This window comes from Maridesulfovibrio spiralis (SeqCode) (genome assembly GCF_048571135.1).
Taxonomy (GTDB): Bacteria; Desulfobacterota; Desulfovibrionia; order Desulfovibrionales; family Desulfovibrionaceae; genus Maridesulfovibrio; species Maridesulfovibrio spiralis.
Genome location: NZ_CP182344.1, coordinates 3067076 through 3089493 on the forward strand (window position 1 = coordinate 3067076; position 22418 = coordinate 3089493).

Annotated in this window: 17 protein-coding genes; 11 read left to right on the forward strand and 6 right to left on the reverse strand. The window is 49.4% G+C overall.

What is annotated here, in order from left to right; genetic code table 11:
- Position 1: 1 nt before the first annotated feature.
- The 4 genes from ACNI29_RS13715 to ACNI29_RS13730 all read left to right on the forward strand — a co-directional run bounded on the left by ACNI29_RS13715 (position 2) and on the right by ACNI29_RS13730 (position 4898).
- On the forward strand, positions 2-823 hold the full coding sequence (locus ACNI29_RS13715; protein WP_419778933.1) for a ParA family protein: 822 nt from the start codon (positions 2-4) through the stop codon (positions 821-823).
- The gene (locus tag ACNI29_RS13720) at positions 810-1508 is read left to right on the forward strand and encodes a chemotaxis protein CheW (RefSeq protein ID WP_419778934.1); all 699 of its coding nucleotides are present in this window, start codon (positions 810-812) and stop codon (positions 1506-1508) included. The genes ACNI29_RS13715 and ACNI29_RS13720 overlap by 14 nt, the downstream gene beginning before the upstream one ends.
- On the forward strand, positions 1501-1869 hold the full coding sequence (locus tag ACNI29_RS13725; protein ID WP_419778935.1) for a response regulator: 369 nt from the start codon (positions 1501-1503) through the stop codon (positions 1867-1869). Before ACNI29_RS13720 ends, ACNI29_RS13725 begins: the two co-directional genes overlap by 8 nt.
- A gap of 89 nt (positions 1870-1958) precedes the next feature.
- The gene (locus tag ACNI29_RS13730; protein WP_419778936.1) at positions 1959-4898 is read left to right on the forward strand and encodes a chemotaxis protein CheA; all 2940 of its coding nucleotides are present in this window, start codon (positions 1959-1961) and stop codon (positions 4896-4898) included.
- Between the two features lie 159 nt (positions 4899-5057).
- On the opposite strand, the gene ACNI29_RS13735 is transcribed toward ACNI29_RS13730, so the two are convergent.
- Positions 5058-5984, reverse strand: a complete 927-nt coding sequence (locus ACNI29_RS13735) for a hypothetical protein (protein WP_419778937.1) — start codon at positions 5982-5984, stop codon at positions 5058-5060.
- A 257-nt stretch (positions 5985-6241) separates the two neighbouring features.
- Between ACNI29_RS13735 and ACNI29_RS13740 the strand changes: the two genes are divergently transcribed.
- The 7 genes from ACNI29_RS13740 (at position 6242) to ACNI29_RS13770 (ending at position 12188) form a co-directional block, all read left to right on the forward strand.
- A complete protein-coding gene (locus ACNI29_RS13740; RefSeq protein ID WP_419778938.1) occupies positions 6242-7090 on the forward strand; it encodes a tetratricopeptide repeat protein in 849 nt (282 codons plus the stop codon).
- A gap of 15 nt (positions 7091-7105) precedes the next feature.
- Complete coding sequence (gene dprA, locus ACNI29_RS13745) at positions 7106-8311, forward strand: DNA-processing protein DprA (RefSeq protein ID WP_419778939.1); 1206 nt, start codon at positions 7106-7108, stop codon at positions 8309-8311.
- A gap of 44 nt (positions 8312-8355) precedes the next feature.
- The gene (locus tag ACNI29_RS13750; RefSeq protein WP_419778940.1) at positions 8356-8766 is read left to right on the forward strand and encodes a hypothetical protein; all 411 of its coding nucleotides are present in this window, start codon (positions 8356-8358) and stop codon (positions 8764-8766) included.
- Positions 8767-9606 (forward strand): HDOD domain-containing protein, encoded by an 840-nt coding sequence (locus ACNI29_RS13755; RefSeq protein WP_419778941.1) that lies wholly within the window; start codon positions 8767-8769, stop codon positions 9604-9606.
- Positions 9607-9694: 88 nt separating this feature from the next.
- Positions 9695-10660, forward strand: coding sequence for a diguanylate cyclase (locus ACNI29_RS13760; RefSeq protein WP_419778942.1), 966 nt, complete (start codon positions 9695-9697; stop codon positions 10658-10660).
- The gene (gene xerC / locus ACNI29_RS13765; RefSeq protein ID WP_419778943.1) at positions 10635-11594 is read left to right on the forward strand and encodes a tyrosine recombinase XerC; all 960 of its coding nucleotides are present in this window, start codon (positions 10635-10637) and stop codon (positions 11592-11594) included. The genes ACNI29_RS13760 and xerC overlap by 26 nt, the downstream gene beginning before the upstream one ends.
- 81 nt (positions 11595-11675) lie before the next feature.
- Positions 11676-12188, forward strand: coding sequence for a hypothetical protein (locus tag ACNI29_RS13770; protein ID WP_419778944.1), 513 nt, complete (start codon positions 11676-11678; stop codon positions 12186-12188).
- An 82-nt stretch (positions 12189-12270) separates the two neighbouring features.
- On the opposite strand, the gene ACNI29_RS13775 is transcribed toward ACNI29_RS13770, so the two are convergent.
- The 5 genes from ACNI29_RS13775 to ACNI29_RS13795 all read right to left on the reverse strand — a co-directional run bounded on the left by ACNI29_RS13775 (position 12271) and on the right by ACNI29_RS13795 (position 22405).
- Positions 12271-13350, reverse strand: coding sequence for an NAD(P)H-dependent flavin oxidoreductase (locus ACNI29_RS13775; protein WP_419778945.1), 1080 nt, complete (start codon positions 13348-13350; stop codon positions 12271-12273).
- Between the two features lie 252 nt (positions 13351-13602).
- The gene (gene lhgO, locus ACNI29_RS13780; protein ID WP_419778946.1) at positions 13603-14793 is read right to left on the reverse strand and encodes an L-2-hydroxyglutarate oxidase; all 1191 of its coding nucleotides are present in this window, start codon (positions 14791-14793) and stop codon (positions 13603-13605) included.
- 72 nt (positions 14794-14865) lie between these two features.
- Positions 14866-17769, reverse strand: coding sequence for a PD-(D/E)XK nuclease family protein (locus tag ACNI29_RS13785; RefSeq protein ID WP_419778947.1), 2904 nt, complete (start codon positions 17767-17769; stop codon positions 14866-14868).
- A 242-nt stretch (positions 17770-18011) separates the two neighbouring features.
- On the reverse strand, positions 18012-21191 hold the full coding sequence (locus tag ACNI29_RS13790; RefSeq protein ID WP_419778948.1) for a UvrD-helicase domain-containing protein: 3180 nt from the start codon (positions 21189-21191) through the stop codon (positions 18012-18014).
- Between the two features lie 299 nt (positions 21192-21490).
- On the reverse strand, positions 21491-22405 hold the full coding sequence (locus ACNI29_RS13795; protein WP_419778949.1) for a DMT family transporter: 915 nt from the start codon (positions 22403-22405) through the stop codon (positions 21491-21493).
- Between the last annotated feature and the right edge of the window lie 13 nt (positions 22406-22418).

Below are 22418 nucleotides of genomic sequence, written 5' to 3' on the forward strand. Positions count from 1 at the left end.
TATGGAAAATAATAATAAAGAAATGCAGTTTGACGGTACTGCTTCTAAGGCGAAAGTTTATGCTGTCGCCAACCAGAAAGGGGGAGTAGGTAAGACAACCACGGCATTGACACTTGGTGAGGCGCTGACCAGGCTCTCGAAAAAGGTTCTGGTCATTGATCTCGACCCCCACGCCAATGCTTCGGTTCATATGTCATACTTTCCCGAAACCGTTACCACCTCGGCTCATGATCTGTTCTTTGATGATGCGGATTTCAAGAGTCTCTGGGGCGAAATAGTTAAAAAACGCGAATGGGTGGGTTTTGACTTTGTCCCGGCCAGCATAAGGCTTTCCGAGCTGGAGGTTGATCTTAAAGACAGGAAGAATAAGGGGATGGTCCTTTCCAATTCGTTGGATGAGATCAAGGAATATTACGATTATATCCTGATCGACTGTCCGCCTCATGTAGGTGTTTTGCTGGTCAACGCCATTGTGGCAGCTGACACGGTTTTGATCCCTATTCAGACTGACTTTTTAGCCCTTTATGGTATCCGGTTGCTCTTTGATACGATCAAGATTTTGAATAAGGTTCTGCCCAGTCCTGTTAAGTTCATGGCTTTGCCTACAATGTATGACGGGCGGGCCGGAGCCTGTAGGAAAATTTTGAATTTGATCAGGAGAAAGCTGGGTGACAAGGTTTTCAGTACTGTCATCCATATGGACACCAAGTTTAGAGAGGCATGCGCCAGCGGAAAGGTTATTTTCGGGATTGATCCCAAAACCCGGGGCGCGCAGGAATATATGCAGTTGGCAAGAGAGATTATCAGAAATGAAGACGCCTGAAGAATATTTTGTTGAGAACGTGAACCTGCCCAGTGAAGAAAAGCAGGCCGACGGGTACACTGATGCTGAAAAAGCATTCATGGATAAGTACATGGGTATCGGCGGGCAGGCTGCGTTCGGTAGCATGCAACAGGTCGATCCCCGCGGTGATGCGGCCATGCCCGGTTTCAGTTCCGGGGCTGTGGACGATTACGGGGGAGAGGGAAGTTCTGCGGACTTTGAGGAAAAGCTCAAAGAAGAAGACGAAGTTCAGCTGGTAAGTTTTGTGGTCGGTGATCGCGAATACGGGTTGCCTATCATGGTGATTCAGGAAGTTGTCAGGAAGGTTCCGGTGACTTTGCTGCCCGCTGCTCCACGTTTCATGCAGGGAATTATAAATTTGCGGGGCCGGGTAACTCCTGTGCTTGACCTGAGACATCTGTTGCATGATGGAATGGGGATTCATGACAAATTTGTTGTCATCTGCAGACACAAAGGATTGCAGATAGGTTTGGCCATCAGCGCAGTAAGAACCATGTATCGCGCGGATAAAAAGGATATGGTCTGGGGAGTTGAGTCTGAGGTGGGGGTTAGCTCTGATTTCTTGCTTGGACTTTATAAAAATGGTGAAAAACTGGTTAATGTTCTTTCCGTGGATCGGCTGGTGGAACAAATTTTAAAGAGTGAAGGAGAGGGAAATGCCTAAACATATTCTGATAGTGGACGATTCAAAGACTGTAAGGAACCTCGTCGCCTTCATTATGAAAAAAGAAGGGTTCAAGGTAACCACAGCGGAAGATGGCTTGGACGGCCTTGAAAAGCTTTACAGTCTGGATAAGGTTGATCTAATCATTTCCGATGTCAATATGCCGAGAATGGACGGATTTACTTACATTAAAACAGTGCGTGAGCAGGATACCTACAAAGATATTCCGATTATTGTGCTCTCCACTGAAGGTCAGGAAAAAGATATTCAGACCGGACTCAGTCTCGGGGCAAACCTGTATATGGTAAAGCCTGCTCAGCCTGAAAAGATGGTCAAAAATATCAAGATGCTTCTCGGATAATGTACTGACGAGCGGTCCAAAAGGACTGCTGCTGGATTTGCCTGCAACTGACCGATGCAGAATAGAACTTTTAATACAGGGGTCTCTAGATGAGCCAGGATTTCATGGATCCTGAAATTTTTGCAGATTTCATTATTGAAGCTAAAGAGCATCTCGAAACTATTGAGCCCAACTTGCTTGAGCTTGAGAACAATCCAGAGAATCTTGATCTTCTTAATGAAATTTTCAGGCCGATGCATTCCCTTAAGGGAGCATCCGGTTTTCTCGGGTTAAATATTATTAATGGGCTGGCCCATAGAGCGGAAAATATTCTTGATGAACTCCGTAAGGGCGAAATTGCTGTTACATCCGAAATTATGGATGTTATTCTTGCAGCTACTGACCTTTTGCGCCAGTTGATTGATAATTTGGACGAGCTTGGCAATGAGGGCGAAGTTGATACCTCTGAAACAATCGACAGAATTGATGCCATAATGTCAGGCGAAACTCCTGCGCCAGCGCATCAGGCCAAGGCGGAACCGGAGCCTGAGCTTGAACCTGAGATCGAACCGGAACCGGTGCTGGAAGTAACTGAGCCTGAACCGATTGAAGAGTACGAAGCAGAAGAAGAGTTGCCGCAGACCCAAATTGCGCAGGAGTCCACTATGGCCGAAACAGGACGGAAACAGGCTTTTCAGTTTGTAGCTATCGTGAATGAGGAAGCCGAAACCTACAAGTTGACTACTGTAGGGGAAGGTCATCTTGCTGATTTTCTCGAAGAAGCCCATGAAATCATCGAGAATTTGACTAACGGGTTGTTGGAACTGGAGCAGGACCCGGAAGGCAATGACGATCTCATCAACGATATATTCAGATATTTTCATAACCTCAAAGGTAACAGTGGAATTATCGGATTCCGTGAGCTTAATTCACTGACGCATGAAGCAGAAACTCTGCTTAACAAAGTGCGTAAAGGTGAAGTTGCTGCTACCCGTTCCATGATAGATTTGCTGCTTGCTGTAGTTGACGGTATTGAATCCCTAATTGCTCATGTTTCACCGAAATCAGGTGATGTGCAGCCGTTGGATATCGACCAGCTGGTGACCCCGTTGCAAGAAGCAGTTGAAAAGGGTGAGGTTGTAGCAGCCGAGGTTCCTGAGGAAGAATCGGAAGAGGAGGCGGAAGAGCCTGAAGTTGGGCTTGAGCCTACCGATGACGGTCTCGATCCTGAAGATGTTGCAATTTTTGAACAGACAGTTCGCCAGCAGATTGACAATATCGATCTAGCTTTGAAAACCCTCGGTGAGGACTCCAGCCAGAAAGATTATATCGACGGCCTCTACAGAAGTCTTGTTTCCATCCAGAATTCGGGTGGCTACATGGGCTTTGATGATCTGAAGGAATATGCTGAGCGTACTGCAGGGCTGGTAGATCAGGCCCGTTCCTCCGACATGGATTTCGGGCTTATGCTTGATCTGCTGCGTCAGGAGTGTGGAATCATTGAAGAGATGATTGACGCTGCCGTCGCTGAGCTTAAAGGTGGTGCTGGTGAAGATGAGGAAGCTGTGGCTGAGCTTGCAGAAGCTTCCAAGCCTGAGCCTAAGCCAGAACCCAAGCCTGAGCCTAAGCCAGAACCTAAGCCTGAGCCTAAGCCAGAACCCAAGCCTGAGCCCAAGCCAGAACCCAAGCCTGCCCCCAAAGCAGAAGCAAAACCGGTCACAGCTAAGCCAGCAGCAAAAACAGCGGCCAAGCCTGTAGCAAAACCCGGGTCCAAACCAGCAGTTAAAGCCAAGCCGAAGCCTGCAGCTGGTGCTCCGGCCAAGAGCTCCAAGCCCAAGACAATGTCAACTATCAGGGTTGACCATCAGAAGCTTGACCACCTCATGAACCTGATTGGTGAGCTTATCATCAGCAGGGGGCGTTACACCATGCTGGCTCGCGGTCTAGAGGAAGGGCATCTTGAAGTTCCGGTAGTTGCTCAGCAGCTGACTGAGACAACCTACGCGCTGTCCAGAATTTCCGATGACCTGCAGGATACCATCATGAAGGTCCGCATGGTCGCGGTTCAGACTGTCTTTTCCAGATTTCCGCGTTTGGTTCGCGACCTCAGCCGTAAGAGCGGCAAGCGGGTTGAGTTGATAACCGAAGGCGAAGAGACTGAACTCGATAAGAGTGTTGTCGAGGAAATCGGCGATCCTCTTGTCCACCTGATCAGGAACTCCGTTGACCACGGTCTGGAGCCTGAGGAGGAACGTATTGCCAACGGCAAGACCCCGCAGGGTCATGTCTGGCTGCGTGCTTACCACAAAGGTAACTCCGTTGCCATTGAGGTTGAAGATGACGGACGCGGAATTGATCCTGAAAAGATGCGCAACGTCGCTATTAAGAAGGGGGTCATTTCGCCCGAAGAAGCCCGTAATCTCGATGACCGTGAAGCAATTGAGCTGATTTTTGCTCCGGGATTCTCTTCTGCAGAGAAAGTTACCGACATTTCTGGACGAGGTGTTGGTATGGATGTTGTGCGGAACAACATCAAGGACCTCAAAGGTAGTGTTCACATTTCATCCGAAGTAGGTAAAGGGTCCAAGTTCACTCTGACCCTGCCGCTGACCTTGGCTATCATTGATGCGCTTATGGTTCAGATTAACGGTGCGAACTATGCTATCCCCCTTGATGCGGTTTCTGAAACAACCAAGATTGAGGCCGAAAGACTCACCGAAGTTAATAACCGCAAGGCTGTTACTCTGCGTGGTGAAGTTCTCGGTATCGCCGAGCTAGCCGAGTTGCTTGAACAACCGGTCAGCGACCCTGACCGCGAGGTTCTGCCTGTTGTTATCGTTCACGATAACGAACGTAGATTGGGGCTGGTTGTCGACAGATTGCTTGAACGTCAGGAGATCGTTATTAAGCCGCTTGGTAACTACCTTAACGGATTTGATCTCAAAGGCGTATCTGGAGCAACCATCATGGGTGACGGTAGTGTTGTTCTTATCCTTGATCCTCACGAAATTTACAGTATGGCAACTGTTAAAGGCGGTACCATCCAGTAGCTCTCATATTGTTTAAGCAAAATGTGTAGCCCCCTGATGCTGATGCGTCAGGGGGCTTTTTGCTGGTGTTTGAAGCTGTCTTTTAGGCTTTGTTAGACAAATAAAAAAGGCTTTTCCGGTAAGGGAAAAGCCTTTTGAATTTTTATGAAATTAGAGTTCTCAGGAAAGACTCAGGTAGAGATTCATGGTCCCGGACATGAGTGTTGCATGGGCGAGGACGACCAGCAGTGGTGCGAGACCTAGACCGATCTTGTGGCGCATGGGAGTTTCGCTCCTTAGGGTCACAATCCAGATTGCACAGCAGATAAGGGTCAGCAGCAGGGATACGCCGAAGCTGATTGCCACGGGAATATTGCTGTTCAGAGGAGTGATGTCCTGCCCGCAGATGTAGTAGATAACTCCGGCGGAGGCTGCAGCCTGTACCAGAGTTGGCAAAAGCGCCCAGCGTGAGACAACCGGAAGGCTGAATTTGTAGTAATCGCGTCCGAAGTCGTCTTTGTTGCGGCGGAGCACAAGGTAAAGACCGGATGCGGCTGCAGCAAAAGCCATAGCCATAATCAGATATATTCCGGCAAGGCATAGACCTGCTTTTCCGGGAATGGCCTGAAAATGTGTATAGAAAGGAACTGCCGGAACTGCCGGATTGGGGCCTTCCATTTGCAAGGTAAAGAATTTCTGCATGATAACGGTGGCAACGTGGATGGTTGCGACTCCGCCGATTGCTCCGATAGAACCGAGCATTACATGCAGGGTTTTTTTCTTTTTAAGTTTTTTCCATGAAAGTTTATATGGAATCAGTCCGGCCAAAGCTATTCCGAGAGTGATGTAGAACATCATCACAGGGGAAGCAGGGTTTATGAACCAGTCCTTCAGCCATGGTAATTGACGGCTGAAGAAAGCTGCTGCGCTGCCAAGACATAGAATGAATAGCAGGTATAGAACCAGAGTCATAGCTGTAACCTGCTGCGCAAGTTTGTCGTAAAATACTTTTTTGCGGGCCTTTGCCGTAATTTCAAGGATAACAGCCATGATCGGCGCGCCTATTGCTGCTAAGGTGGCAAAGTCCACCAGAGCTTTTGGCAACATCTGAGCGCTCATCATTGCTGTGATCCGAATTGGTTCCATTGGGATATTCATATTTACATTCCTTAAATAAGGTTTTTAAAACATCTTTTGTGAGCACTTTTGCCCTAATTTTGCACAGAACTCAAGGGCAGGAGGCTCTTCATTCTATATAAGCCCAGATATACTTGCCAAATCTTATTAAGTGGCCTACTTTAATTCCGTTGAAACTTGAACCAAATTCACCAGTTAGATTCAACATGTCTCCCGGAGAATAATTGATGCAGTACACACGAATCCTTCTTGTTATAATTCTGGCCCTCGGCATTTCAGGATGTTTTGCCGCCAAGCAGCCTGAACAGCCCTCATGGGGTGGCAGCGAAGAGTGGCGCTTGAAGAGCCTTGAGGAAAATTTTCTTAATTTCAAAGAAGGACTGCGTCAGCAGAATGATTTGATTGAAAGTAATCATAAAGATACCACTGCCCAGATTGAAAAACTAGAAAATAGGCTTAGCGAACTGGATACCACTCTTGCCGAGCTTAAGGAAAATCAACAGAAGATGATGGCTGTTAAGGTGGAAGAGGAAATCACACCTGAAGAAACCGTTACAGCAGAAGTTGTCATGGGCGGAAATACAAGCACTGAGGAAAAACCGTGGATGATTGTTCCCGGTGAGAACTCTGCCCCTGAAAAAACTGTAGCCAAGCCCGTTGCTTCCGCCCCGGTTTCATCTGCTGCAGCCGGTCCCTCTGTGGGCAATGATGATCTTTACAAAGAAGGTGTTAGACTGGTCATGGATGATCAGCCTATGAAGGCGCGTATGTTGCTGGAGAAATATCTGGCAGCCAATGCTAACGCTAAGCTCGCCCCCAATGCTTTGTACTGGATCGGTGAGACCTACTATTCCGAAAAGAGTTTCGCTCAGTCCATCCTTAAATTTAAAGAAGTGAGCAGACGTTTTCCCAAGGCTTCTAAGGTTCCCGCTGCCATGCTCAAGATCGGTCTGGCATATGATAAGCTTGGCGACCGTGAAAATGCTGTATTTTACCTACGTACCCTGATCGAAGACTATCCTAAGTCCGATCCCGCAAAAATTGGTCGCGAGCGTCTTCGCGCCATTGAAGGCTAACCTGCGGTCGCATAGGTGGACTCTCTCCGGGAAGAATATTTTGCATGCCTTGCCCTGCGTTACACGCCTGGGCTTGGTCCTAAATCTTGGTCAAATATTCTCCGCCATTATAATTCAGCCTATACCGGGCTGAAAGATGCCGCCAACTGGTATTCACAAGCCTTTGCTTCAGAAAAGAGTTCCGCTGCTGCATTAAAAGAAGAGTGGCGCGTAAAAGCTGAAAAAGAATATCGAGAAGCAAGCCGTCTCGGTTTTGGTGTTCTGCCATGGACCCATCCCCTGTTTCCCAATCTGTTGAAAGAACTTCCTGACCCGCCGACCTGTCTGTATTATTTCGGAGATCCGCAGTTGCTGGCTAATCCGGCAGTCGCCATTGTTGGATCACGTAACAGCGGCCGACTTGGTATTGAGTACGGTGAGAGATTGTCTGCCAATCTGTCCAGAAGCGGGATTACTGTTGTTTCCGGTTTTGCAAAAGGTGTGGATAGCTGTGCTCATGAGGCGGCATTGCGAGGAGTTGGGTCAACTATCGCAGTGCTTGGAACCGGTTTGGATGTTGATTCATATCCGGCGGATAGTGGCTGGTTGCGTAACAGTATTATCGAATCCGGTCTTATAGTTTCTGAATTCCCACCGGGGACAAAGCCTTTTGCGCGCAATTTTCCTTTCCGCAACCGCTTGATCAGCGGACTTGGGCTAGGGGTTGTTGTGGTGGAGGCGGATGTCGCCAGCGGAAGTCTCGTCACTGCACGGTTGGCTGGAGAACAGGGCCGTGAAGTTATGGCTATGCCCGGGCCGAGCGGTGACAGTAGTTTTGCCGGGTGCCTGAAATTAATTAAGGAAGGCGCGGCACTTGTGGAAACCGCTGATGATGTACTAATGAATATCAGACATAGGCTTGATGTTTATGTTACAGCAAGCATCCCCGCCGGGGGGAATAATTCTTCAGTGAAGAAAATACGCCGGAGCAGTCCGCCAAAGCGCGAGAGTGATATACCGAAGTCTGAAGAGAGTGCGCCAGCTCTGGATTTTTCAGCTTTGGAACCGCCTGAATCAGATATCGCTCTTGTCCTTGAGAAAGGCGGGAGGATGCATATTGACGAAATATGCCGCACAGCGGCGGTGGATGTTTCCTTGGCCGGAGCTGTGATACTCGGCATGGAAGTAAAGGGAATGGTTGTGCGCTTTCCCGGCATGTATTATGCTCTCAAACGTGGTTGATATGGGGCGGTTATTTTTGAATTTTATTAGGAGAACTCCGACTGATGCAGAAAATTCCGGTTAAACTTGCGGCACCGGGCATGAAGCTTGCCAAGCCTGTTACCAGAGATAACGGTATGGTTGTTCTGGCTGAAGGGCTGGAGCTGACTGATGGTATTATCCAGAAGCTGGAAAGTATGGATGTTGAGCGTATCGTTGTTAAGGGTAATCCGGTGGATTTGGGTGACAACGATGATTCTTCATGGTCCAAGAAATCTGAACGTCTGGACCATCTTTTCCGTCGCTACTCAAAAGATAAATGGATGTTTCGCGTCAAAGGTTTCTTTAAGGAATATTTCGATCTGAAGGCTGCTGCCCAGAAAGCGGAAGAGGAAGCTGAAAGGCTGGCAGAAGAGCAGGCCGCCGCAGAGGCTGCCGCTGCCGCAGAAGCCGCTGAAAACGGGGAGGAGGCATAGATGTCTGACCAGGATCTTAAAACCAGCGTAAAAGGCCAGATTCTTTCAACCTCAGACTTGCCGACCCTGCCCACAGTACTTGATGAAGTCACCAAGCTTGTAGACGACCCCAATTCCTCAACTGAACAGGTCGCCAAAGTTATTTCTCAGGATCAGGTGCTATCGGCTAAAGTACTCAAGATGGTTAATTCGCCTATCTATGGTTTTCCGGGCAGGATCACCACCATCCAGCATGCTCTTGTTCTGCTTGGTCTGAATGTTATCCGAGGGATTATCATTTCGACCTCTGTGTTCGATATGATCCAGCAGGCTATGGCCGGACTCTGGGAGCACAGTCTCGGTTGTGCAATGGCCAGTGGTGCAATTGCCAAAGCCGCCGGATTTGAAGATCCGGAAGAATTCACCGTTGCCGGACTTCTGCATGACCTTGGTAAAGTTGTTACTGCCGTACAGTTGCCGGAACTCAATGAAGCAGTGCGTATGACCGTGCAGGAAAAGGACATGACCTACTATGACGCAGAGCGCCACATCCTCGGTTTCGGGCATGATCGCATCAATGCATGGCTTGCCCGCCACTGGCATCTGCCGCCCAACGTTCGTGAGGCAATGACTTATCACCACCACCCGGACCGTGCCCAGTTTTACCAGCAGACGGCAGCAGTAGTTCATGTCGGCGATTTTATGGTGCGGCTGTTTGAATACGGAAATGGCGGTGACGACCAAATTGCTTATTTTAAGCCCGCAGCCATGAAAATTCTCAAGCTCAAAATGAGAGATCTTGAACCGGTCATGGATGAGGTCTCCGATAAATTCATGGAGATATCGGATCTTACTTTCTAGTCTACCTGTTATTTTTTTACAAAAAATAATGCTTGGTTCTGCCGTGAGCTTTGACGTCTGTCGAAGGTTGATGTTAAAGCCATAGGCTATGGACATGAATAAGGATCACGGCCTTCTGGGGCTGGCAAAACATAAGGCTATTCTGGTTTCGCCGGACAACTCCCTGCGTGACCTTCTTTTTGATATCTGGCCCAAAGAAGTGCTGGAATTCACCTGCTATACAGAAGCTCGAGGTGCTGTGGAGGAGTTGTTCAACAATCCTCCTGATCTGCTTATCGTGGATAGTCGGGTAGAAGATGTCCCGGCTCAGGAGTTGGCGCGGCTTGTAAAAAGTGAGAATGTCTACCGTCAACTTCCGGTAATAATCTGCCTTGATGATACCGATTTACAAAACCCCTGGGACTGGAACAAGGTCGAAGTTGACGATTTTCTGGTCCGTCCGTTTTTCCTGCCTATTGTCCGCGAAAGGGTGAATTTGACCCTCTGCCGTGCACTTCGTGCACTTGACGCCAACCCGCTTTCCAAGTTGCCGGGTAACACTTCCATTATTCAGAAGATTCAGAGCCTCATTGATCGCAAGCAGGATTTTGCCCTTGCTTATTGCGACCTTGATTACTTCAAGTCTTTCAATGATAAGTACGGCTTTTCGCGTGGTGATGAAGTCCTGATGATGAGTGCGCGTATCATTGTTAACACGGTGCGCAGCTTTGCCGGGGAGCAGACCTTTGTAGGGCATGTTGGAGGCGATGATTTCGTTGTCATCACTTCCCCGGACATTATTGAGGAAGTCTGCCAGCGCATTATTTTTTCTTTCGACGGCATAGTACCGAATTTCTACGACATGGAAGACCGCCAGCGGAAATCAATCGTATCCAAAGACCGTCAAGGCAAAGTTCAGACATTCCCGCTGATGGCGATTTCGATTGCTGTTGTTTTTAACCTCAATGGTCGAATGAAGCACTTTGGTGAGGCTTCGGCCATTGCCATGAATTTGAAGAAAAAAGCCAAGGAAAATCCCAAGAGCAGCTATGTCCTCGACCGCAGAAATTCCTAAAGATCTGCCCGAACCGGTTCTTGTCTTCATGACTTATCTTGATGTGGAGAAACGTTCCTCCGCTGCAACACTGCGTTCCTACGGAAAAGATCTTTCTCAATTCGAAGAATTTATGGGGAGCCGTAAAGGTTCTCTCGCTTGTCCCGAAAAAATAACCCCGGATCATGTGCGCGGTTTTCTTGCCAAGCTGCATGCCAAGCGGCTTGCAAAATCAACTATGTCCCGCAAACTTTCGTCTTTGCGGTCCTTTTTTAGGTATATGACCAAGCATCGGTTTATTAAGAAAGATCCGATGGTTGGAATCCGCAACCCTAAGCAGGAGATACGCCATCCCCGTTCCTTGAATGTGGATCAAGCCGTGAATCTGATGGATGCACATGTCGGTGATGAACCTACTGATAAGCGCGATCTGGCTTTGGCTGAAATGCTCTACGGATCAGGTTTACGAGTAAGTGAAGCCGTCACTTTAGATTTGTTTGATGTGGATACTTCAAGTGGGGTTGTCCGCGTTTCCGGTAAAGGAAACAAAGAGCGGCTCTCGCCTTTGAGTGATGCAGCTTGTAAGGCGGTTAATGATTATCTTACCGTGCGCGCTGAGCTGGGACCGTCACTTGAAGAGCAGGCCCTTTTCGTGGGCAACCGGGGCGGTCGTTTGAACCGCAGGCAGGTTAACCGCATTCTTGCCCGTATGGCTGAAGGGTGTGGACTGCACGAGGGTGTGCATCCGCACATGTTACGGCACAGCTTCGCTTCCCACATGCTGCAATCGGGGGCGGATATGCGTTCGGTTCAGGAGCTTCTGGGGCATGAGCACCTGAGCACTACCCAGCGTTACACGCATTTGAACTTGCAGCAGATCATGAATGTGTATGACAAAGCACATCCTCTGGCTGGAAATCAGGCCCCGGATGTAGAAAAAAACGAGGAAGAATAGTAAAATACGTTAGTTTGAGATAGTCTTTTGAGAACACATATGTTAAGCAAAAATTAACTTAACAACTCTGGAGGACGTTCAATGAAAAAACAGACCGCAGCGGCAGTGACAAATGCAATCAATGACAAGAGCGAAGAAGCCCGTAAGGATGCTCTTTTTGAGCTCCGCAGTATGAAAAAGGATCTGGCCCAGCTTGAAAAAGAACTTTCCTCCAAGAAATGTGTGATTGAAGACCCGGCCTTTGATCTGGTTCACAGTGCATTTGAAATTTTTCGTCATACACAGGTCATGGCTGAGAATCGTAAGCTGACCGTGCAGATTGATGATAGCCTCGAAAAAGCATCATTTAAAGACTACCTTGATTCCAAGGGTGCGCGTATTTTAAAAAAGCCTGAGGGTTGGCACTGGATATCTCCGCAGGGTGAAATGCATTACTTGGGTGAAGCTGGTGATACGCAGGCTGCTGCTGAAAAGCTTGAATCACTTATCTCCAAGCGCAAGAAACCAGCAGCTAAGAAGCCCGCCGCCAAAAAAGCAGCACCCAAGAAAGAAGCTGCTCCTAAAGAAGAAGCTAAAGTTGAAGATAAAAAGTAATTTTGTGGCTCCGGTGGAGGCACAAAAAAGGCGTTCTGCAAAATGCAGAACGCCTTTTTTTGTTATCTATGGAGAATAGAATTTAGCGTGCGACAGCGCGATCGAATTCAGCTTTAAGGTCGGTGAAGAGTTGCTTTACGGAGATGATTTTTTCGGTTCTCCAAGCGTTGGAGCCTGCGAAAGCGAAACCGTTTTTCAGCTTACCACGCTGAGCATTGATCAGTGCAGCGGCAATGCAGTAGGGGCTTTCTTCTACTTTGCAGCTTTTGATGCAATGGAACGGGCATTTAAATGGAGATTTCTTACCATCGGTTACCGCTTGCAGGAAGTCGTTGTTAACGGCTCTGCCGGGGAGTCCTACAGGACTCTGAATGATGGCCATATCTTCTTTAGTGGAGTTAACGTAAGCCTGTTTGAATTCATCATCAGCATCGCATTCGTGGGTGGCAACAAAGCGGGTTCCCATCTGAACGCCGGCTGCACCCATGTCGAGGAATTTATTAATGTCTTCACCGGAGTATACACCGCCAGCAGCGATAACGGGGATCGTGCGGCCTGCTTTTTCTTCGAAGGGCTTAACAGCCTTGATTACTTCGGGAAGGATATTTTCCAGTGCGAATTTGGGATCGTTGAGCTGCTCGCGTTTGAAGCCGAGGTGGCCGCCTGCCATGGGGCCTTCAACTACGAATGCATCAGGCAGGTAGTCAAATTTGGAAATCCATTTTTTGCAGATGATGGATGCTGCGCGGCCGGAGGAAACAATGGGGACCAGCTTGGTCTTTGCTCCGTCGTGCAGGTACTTGGGCAGGTCAAGCGGAAGTCCGGCACCGGAGAAGATGACATCCGCACCTTCTTTTACAGAGGTGCTGACCATATCCGCGAAGTTGGACAGGGCAACCATGATGTTTACACCGAGGATACCAGAAGACATTTCTTTGGCCTTGCGAATTTCTTCGGCCAGAGTGTCAATGTGTGCTTTGGCGTGATCTTTACCACCATTTTTGTTGGTAAGACCGATCATTGCAGCAGCAATTACGCCGATTCCGCCTTCTTTAGCAACTGCGGAAGCAAGGCCGGAGAGGGAAATACCCACACCCATGCCGCCCTGAACGACGGGGACCTTTGCAACCAGATCGCCAATCTTGAGCTGAGGAAGATTCATACTAAAGTTCTCCTGTGACTTGTATATTTAAGAGCTGCCTCGGTAACTAAACAATACTGTCAACAAAAACACTTTGTGGCAGGTATCCTAAAAAAGATACATACAGCGGTGTATTTATTGTTCAGAGGCAACTTTGAAGTCCGAGAAAAGTTTTTTCCTGTATGAGTACTAAAGTCAAGTTCTTTTTAACTGTTACATCGTTGCGTTGTTATGCAAAATGATGATTCTCGCATTGTAAAATACATACATTCTCTAGTGTATGTATTTCTCCACAATCATTTCAGCAAAGTACATGGAGCTAGTGAATGCCGGTGAAATAGCGTTGAGTACGTGCACACTCTTTTTATCACTTTCCACTAAAAAGTCCATGACAAGTTCGTTACGTTTCAGATCCACTAATTGCGGGCGAATGCCCACTTTGGAAGAGCTTTCAATGTCGTCCGGAGAGAGTTCTTTAACAAGCTTTTTTGCATCATTGAAAAAACACTTGAAGAAGTATTTGCGTGGTTCTTCAAATGCGACGGAGCGGAATTTCGGGTTTTTGAAAAAGAGAATGGCGTCGCGGATCATGATGTCAAAGGCCTCTTTGTCCAGTCCGCTGAGGATGCCGTAGTTCTCACGGCCAAAAGCAGGGATTGCAGTGGGGCCGAGATATACGTCGCCGCTTGCCCCGCGAGTAAAGTGGATTCCAAGGAAGGGGTTCTTGATGTTGGGAACCGGGTAGATGCTGCCTTTGATGGTGTGGGCTTTTTCTTTTTTGAGTTTCTTGTAAATGCCCTTGAATGGGATCAGCTGATAACCTTCACCAAATCCGAACGGGCGTGCGACCTGATCGCTGTAGGAACCCGCTGCATTGATGAACAGCCCGCAGCTGATTTCACCTTTATCGGTAACGATTACATTGTTGCTTTTGGCAGTGATGAATTTTGTGCCGAGCATGAAAGATACTTTGCCGCTGGATTCAAGGTCGTTATAGAGTGAATGCATTACTGCACGGGGATCTACTACAGCAGTGTAGTGGGAAAACAGTGCTTCTTTTGTTGTTTTTGCATTAGGTTCTATTTCGGCAAGACGCTGTTCATCGATGATTTCGACTTTGGCTCCATTGGCTGTGGCACGGCTATAGAGTTCGTGTAGGGTAGACAACTCGGATTCATTGCGGGCAACAATAACTTTTCCGGTCTCCAGCAGGGGCAGTCCTTTTTCTCGGCAGTATTCTTTCATCATGAAGTTGCCGGATAGGCATGAAACTGCACGTAAACTGCCCGGTGCGTAATATATCCCGGCATGCAGAACTCCGCTGTTTCGCCCGGAAGCGTGTTTTGCAATTTCAGGTTCTTTATCAATGATCAGAATGTCCTTGTACCCTCTGGATACAAGTTCGCGCGCTACAGTCAGACCAACAATTCCGGCTCCGCAAATCATAATATCAGCAGTCTTCATACTATGTTCCTCTTTATTTTTGTAATGAATAGTTTCATTGGTAGGCTGTGTATGTCAAATCAATGCAACATATCAGCATCCACATGCTTCCCGGTACGCGCACCATTGGCACATGTTGGAGCGAATGGGTTTAAACTCTTCCTCTATCATCATGTTATTGATAATCAATCTGGTCAGGGCCGGAATTTTTGTTTCGATGATTTCCTCGCGGTCTTCATCGCTGGTTTTGGAGTCAAATAGTCCCATCTCCCGTCCGTCGGTGAGCAGTTCTACAAGTGCAGCCTGCCGGGGAAGTTCACCGGATGTGTGATGGTCCATGAGCAGATAAAGGGGCAGTTGCAGGCTGTCAGCACTATTCTTGATCATCTCCAAAAACATGGTTCCGTCATGGTGGATGGCTTGCGGATCATCAAGAATCGGACCCCAGATTTGTTCATCTTCCCAGAAAGAGCGGCGGGGCAGGTGCAGCCGTCCGGTTTTATAATCCAGAACATGACGTTCTGCGCCACGTTCATCAACCCGGTCAACACGGCCTTGGATGCGCACTTTGAAATCGTCAATTTCAAGCTCGGCCTGTGAATCTGATTCAAGTTCTACTATTCTGGTCGGCTTCAGGTTTTTCAGAAACAGGGCCAGTCGATTTTTCCCGGCCTGTTCAAGAGATTTTTTGATGTCATATGCAAGGTTGGGGTAGAGGGAATCGCGTTCCAGGCGGAGCATGAACAGGTCTTGCAGATCGTTGGTGTTCAGGTCCGCACCGCAGATGTCCTTGTTCAGGTGCGGTTCGAGGAAATCTTTGAGTACAGAATGGATAAGGTCGCCGAATCCGGCGCGGTCGCCTTCTGTATCCACGCTGACACTTTCGCGCACGTTGGAAAGGTAACGGAAAAAGAACTGCTTAGGGCAACCCACGTAGCAATCAATTGCGGATGGGGAAAGGCCTTTGAACCTTAGCAGGTTGCGCAGTTTGTCCTGCAAGGGTTCCTTGGGAATAGCCGCAGGGCTGTTAACGATGGCTCCAACAGGGAAGTTAACCGCCTTGAGCGGGAAGTCTTCGCCCGGAGTAATGATTTCCTTGCGTTGCTGCTCAATTTCCCAAAGCAGCTGTTCCACAAATCTGGAGCGGATGGATTTCGAGTCCAGCAATCCGGGCTGCACTCCGCTCTGGTAAAAGATGCAGGATTCCTCACTGCCCATAATCAAGCGGTAGAAGTTGTAGGTGGCCACTGATTCCCTTTCGCGTGAATCCGGCAGGTCCAGCAGGTGGCGCAACTGGTCCGGGAGCAGTGGGTCGTAGGGGTCTGTGCCGGGAAGCTTTTCGTCTACAGTGTCGAGGATGAAGGTACGTTTGAAGTTCAGTAGACGGCTTTCCAGCATACCGAGCACCTGCATACCGGAAATTGGGTCCGGTTCAAAGGAGACTCGTTGTGATGAAAGCAGTTGCCGGAAAATGGAAAAGCAGAGTGACTGCCCGAAAATTTCATTGCTGATGGAGCTTTCGCGCAGTTCAGGGATTACTTCATTCATAAGCCGGAACAGGCATTCGGAGTCCAACAGATAGCGGTTCCAAAGTGTACCGCCGCGCTGGCGCAGCATTTCGGCCAAGGTTTGCAGGCTGTCGGCAAGTTCGGAAAGGGTTTCGATATCCTTGAATCCGTCAATGCAGATCCGTACCGCTTCGGCACGCAGCTCTTCAGTAATTTTGGGATTCTCAACCAGATTACCGTTGTCGTCGCTGTAGACCGGGACGAAATCTTTTACATCCGCATAAGGCGCACCGTGACGCAAAGCATTTTCCCATTGGTGAAAAATAGTACGCAGGGGCTGGTCCCCGTCCACTTCCAGCATTTTCAGGTATGGATGACGGATCAGGGCCAGAATATCTTTCCAGTAGAAATTCTGCCCGTTGCGGTTTTCCTGTAATTTGAGCGTAGCTTCCAGCAGTCCGTTCAGGGCCGAGCGTTCCAGCGGGTATCCCATACTGATGTTGATGTCCTGCTCCGGCAGATGGTGCATGACCGGGAGCAGCAGGGAGGTGTCCGGCAGAACTACTGCGCAGCCCTCCACCTTTTGCGAGCAGAGTTCGTCGCGCATGGCTGACAGCTGGGAATGACGGTCGAATCCTTCAAAGAATTTAAGTTCCGGCAGGTCGCAACTGTTTTTGGCGGAATGATCAGAGACTGCCTCGGCTTTCCAGTTCTGGAGCCACAAGCGGTGTTCGCGTACAGCAAAGTGCCCTTTGCGGCCTTCTGCCAGTCCGGGGTCGCTATGCCAGATGACCTGTAGCCCTAAATTTTCCCACAGGTAGCGGAAGAACATGTCTTCCACGCCGCTGACTCCGTAGAAACCGGCAAGATATAGTTTACGGCCTTTCAGAATCTCATCAAGGCCGGAGAAATTTTCCACCAGAGTGCGGTTTTCCAGCCCGGAAGTGGTCCAGCCGCGCTTTTCAAGCTCTTCAACGTAGCGCACGAAAATAATTTCCAGCTCTTCCAGAAGTGCGGCTGCCCATTCCAGGACTTCGCCTTGCAGCATGGTCAGGTTGCGCGGTTTGATGTCCTGACGCAGCAGGTCTTCCAGCAGTGAAGTCAGCCGTGTTCCCCACGGGAAAAACAATTGCAGGTCCGCAGGCATTTTCGCAAGCATACCCGTGGATTCGCCGCGCATCTTTTCAATGATATCAAAAAGCAGTCCGACCTGATCCAGTTTGCCTATCTTGCGCGGAAATTCGGCAGTCAGCTTTGGTATCAACGAAGAAACAAAGTCGGAAAAAGAATAAATCTCCGGTAGAATGCAAGGTTTGGCTAACTGGTCCGATGCCGCAAGGGCTTTCTTCAAGTACCGCGCCGGACGATGGTGCGGGACAATAACCGTAACCCGGCTCAAATCACCGTCGGAATCATTAATTATAGTAGTGGCAAGGTTTTCAATGAAATCCTCTTTCCACGATATTATCTGTATATTTTTATTATTCATTTGTTGTGCCTCCGGCGGCTCTCCGAGGGCCCTGCCGGGGGCCTTAAACCCTTTTGGAAAAAGGGTTTAAGAATCCCAAAACTTTTTAGTAGGGCTTCGCCGCTTCGCATTAAAAGCGCAAAATATTTAAAGAACTGACAGGTTAAAACGATTAAAAGTTTTTGAAGAGTCCAGAGAAACTTTTTACAAAAAGTTTCTTTGGCCGCCGGAGGCGAAATCACTTCAATAATACGCGCAGCGCATCATAAATTGATTTCTCTTGTGAATTTACCGTCCAGATATACCAGTAAACCGCGTAATTCTTTTTCATCGCCATACATTTCACGCAGCAGCTTCAGGTATCTTTTGACCTGTTTTTCATTTTCCGGTGAGGGCTGCCCGGTTTTGTATTCCACGACCAGTGCCCGTTTATCTTCCAGAAGCAGCAGGTCGGCGCGATGTGTTTCGCCTTTAGAGTCCATTATTGCGACTTCGGGCCTGCCGCGCTCAATTGCCGTGCGCACATCCGGTTCGGACAAAGCCCAGAGGGCCATGTCAGTTACTTGCGGGACAAGCACGTCTTCCTCTTCTGTTACAGCCGGGAACTTTGCAAAGGCGGCTTCGGCACTGCGGCGGCAGTCGGCTTCGTCGTTTCCGGTGAGGATCAGATTTTCCATGGCATTGTGAGCCAGTTCGCCTCGCATTCGTGCATCGTAGGAATAGTCTTCGAGGTTGTGGCGGTAGACGCGCAGCCTCGGTAGCCAGCCCATGAGTTCCGCTTCTGGCAGGGCTGAAAGATCATCTTCTACAGTGCAGAAATCGTCGCACGATTCAGGCTCGACAGTGACAGTCTTTTCAGGCTCGGTAGCTGTTGTCTGCGGTTTGATTCCGTATTCCAGTAATCCAAGATCATTGAATTTATCTTCGAGGATCAGCTCGATTGCTGCAAGGGCCGGAGTGACGCCGCGTGTCTTTTCAGACGGCAGGAACCCATAAAGTTCCTGCCCGGCGCGTGTCCATGCCACATAAAGCAGGTTGAGCTGTTCGCTGAACATGCGGGTTCGGTTTTCGTAATAAATATCACCCAGCGCACTGCTCATGGGGGTGAGCATGGTTTGTCCGTCCACTTCGATATCAGCCAGCGAAGTATCCGGACCGGACACTGACCAACTATGGAAGGGCACAACAATGACCGGAAATTCCAGACCTTTGGATTTGTGGATGGTCATGATACGCACCGCATTTACCGATTCCGGCAAGGGCACTTTTTCCTCGGCGGAGGACAGCTCCCAGAAGTCGAGGAATGCGGCCAGCGAAGTGCCCCGTTTTTCCTCGGCAAGGTGAACCACCTCAAGGAACCGGCGGATGTACAATTCGTCCTGCGGGTAGATTTCGATGAGCCTGAAGCGGCTGACCATCTCACTGGCAAGGTCGTAAGGGGTCATCAGCCCCGACTTGCGCAGGAAAGGAGAAATGTGCGTGTTCCAGAAATCAGGGTATTGCTCGGAAAAGCGGCGGTGCAGCGGGCCTTTGTCGCGCCTGGACAACCATTCGAAAAGGTCTTCATGGGAAATATCAGAGATAGTTCCGAAAATTTCCTGCCCGCAGATAAATTCCAGAAAAGCAAGGTCGTCCTGCGGGTAATCAAGAAATTTAAGCAGTGAAACCATCTGGCGCACGATGGGGTGGCGGTCCAGTTGCAGGCTGTTCTCGGTAATTACCGGGATGGACTTTTCCACCAGCCAGTCGCAGACAAGTTGAGCGTGTCCATTGGAGCGGACCAGCACGCAAATATCACGGTATTCGCGGCTCGGCAGTAATTCTTCCATGAGCTGGTCGAAGTTGCGGCGGGTTTCCTCCACAATTTCAGCCGCGCTTGAGGCAAATACGCGTTGCAGCCTTACATAGCCCCCGGTGCGGTCCTGATTGGGCGGCAGTTGCTGAGATGCCTTGTCAAATGAATGTGAAATGCGCTGGGCCAGTTCAATCTGCTGTTCCTGCGGTCCGTTGGGATAAAGCTTTTCCGAAAGTTCGATGGCGACATCATAATCCGCCAACGCATCAAAAAAATCGTTATTGAATCCGATAACATGTTCCAGACTGCGCCAGTTGTAATCTAGATTGGCCGGGATAAATTCGGAAAGCATGTTCAGTTCCGGGTCCTGTCCGACTTCATCGAAAAGTTCGGAACGGCCTCCGCGCCAACTGTAAATAGCCTGCTTAATGTCACCGACATAGAAGAGGCTGCCTGCCTTGGATAAACATTCCACCGCCAGTGGAATCATGGCCTGCCATTGGGCGAGGCTGGTATCCTGAAATTCATCGACAAGCAGGTGATGCAGCCGAGACCCCATGCGGCAGAAGGCATCGGGTAATGCGCTGCCGCCTTGCAGGACGTAGCTGGCAACTTTTGGCAGGTCCGCACTGAGCAGCATTCCGTTGCGGGTCTGGTATTCGATTATGTCGGCCCGGATTTCTTCCACAATACGTACGAACGGAGCCAGTGCGTATGCACCGCGCAGGATGGTCGCTTTATCGCGGTAGACTTCGTGGGCCAGCTTCAGTTCAGCGTAAATCTTTTCATGATAGGAATTGATGTCGCCTTTGGATTTTTTGTTTACGCAGTCCTCAAAGCTGTCCTTGGCAACCATGGTCGATTCTTTCGGCAGGTCCATGAAATCGATGGTCGCAGCATGGGCGAGGTATTTATTGAGGTGTGCCGAAGCAGCAAGTTTGTCCGTATCAATCAGCCCGGATATATCGCGAACCGCTTTCTGGAAGGCATCGAATTCCACTTGCAGTAGTCCGGCGATTTCTTCCTGATCTGTAAGCCGTTCTGCCGGGTGGTCGATGACGTGGGTCAGGATGGAGAGCAACCGCATACGCATTTGCTCGGCAAGCCAGAATCCCTGTTTCTCTTCCTTGAGCACAAGGCTGTCCACTGCGTCATCGAGCAGTTCTTTGCGCAGCAGGTCGCCTTCTTCGCATTGGGCCAGAAATTTATTGAAGTTTGGTTCGAATAGGGCCTGCGGTTCAAAGAGCAGTTCGAATTCGGGGTTAAGGCCCAGCTCAAGGGCAAAGATGCGCACCAGCAGGTTGAGCAGGCTGTCGATGGTGCGGATGTTCAGACGGTTGTAGCGTTGAAGGATCGGGATGAGCTGTCTTTTGGCTTCCTGAGGTTTCCAGTCCGCTCCCAGTCCGTCGCCTTCGATATCCAAAGCGCGGTTTTTCAGCGAACGGATAACGCGTTCCTTCATCTCGGCAGCGGCTTTGTTGGTGAATGTTACAGCCATGATTTCAGGCCAGCAGTAACCCTTGCCCTGCGAACTTTTGCACACTGGAACAGAATCCTCTTCCTGTGCTCCGGCTAAAAGAGATAAAAAGCGGGCAGTAAGTTCGTATGTCTTACCTGACCCGGCTGAAGCTTTTACTTGTTTGAGCATTTATAGTTTGCCTCCGGCGGCCCTTCGGGGACCAGAGGAGAGGGGAAAACACTTTTGGGCGGTAGCAAAAGGGTTTTCCCCTCTCCTCTGGACTCCTCTCCCCTTTCCCAAAACGCGTTAGTTGGGGGATGTGTTCTTTTTGTAATTATATTCTGAGTTAGATTGCCTCGCGGCGAAGCCCTAACAAAAGTTTTAGGAGAGTCCAGAGAATCCTTTTTCAAAAGGGTCCTTTGGCCCCTGGAGGGTTCCCCGAAAGGGCCGCCGGGGGCAAAGTTTATTCAATAAAAAGCGCATCAAAGTTATTCTTTAACTGTAGACGTGGCTGTTTTGCCTGAGGCCAGAAAAGCTGTGATTTTCTTTTCCATGACCATCATTAAAACGGCGGAAATAATCAGTGCACTGCCGATGTATCCGGTCCAGTCGAAGCTTTCGTTCCACCAGAGCCATGCCAGAATTGCGGCGATGACCGGTTCGATGGTGGCGATAACCGATGCGGCTGTCGGTTCCAGAGTTTTAAGACCGGCATAGTAGACGGAGTATGCCCCGTAGGTGCAGATTACTGCCAGCGCGATGATGCTGGCCCATGATGTCCCGGTTTTGGGGGTGAAATCAAAGGCCGGGAGCAGGCAGAGCGCGCCGATGGGCAGGGCATAGAGAAAGATCGTCGGCGTGGTGTAGCGGGCGAAAATTGTCTTGCCGTAAATGTAGTAGAGGGCGTAGGTGAACCCGGATGTCAGGCCGAAGATGATACCCGGCCATGTGAAGCTCATTTCCTTGCCCGTGCCGAAAATCTGGGGTCCGAGGGACACGCAGGTTACGCCGCAGATGGTGATCAGCATGGCGGATATTTTCACCGGGGTCATTTTTTCACCCAGCAGCAGCCATGACATGAAGGCTACCCATGCCGGGGCGGTGTAGAGCAGAACCGAGGCCAGTGCTGCGCCGACATCCTGCACCGCCAATTGGTAGGAACCGTAAAAGATGGTCACACCCACAAAACCGAAGCCGATAATCTGGGGCAGGTCTTTGATGTCGATTTTTACAGCCCGGATGCGGCAGGCGTGGACAGCGAAGAGCATCCATGCGAAAACCGCCCTCCAGAAGGCATTTTCCAGCGGAGCAACTCCCTGCTCAATGGGGAATTTGGAAATAGGACCGATCAGCCCCCACATGATGGCGGCACAGATGACGAAAATACAGCCTTTAATATTCACGGCAAATCCTGTT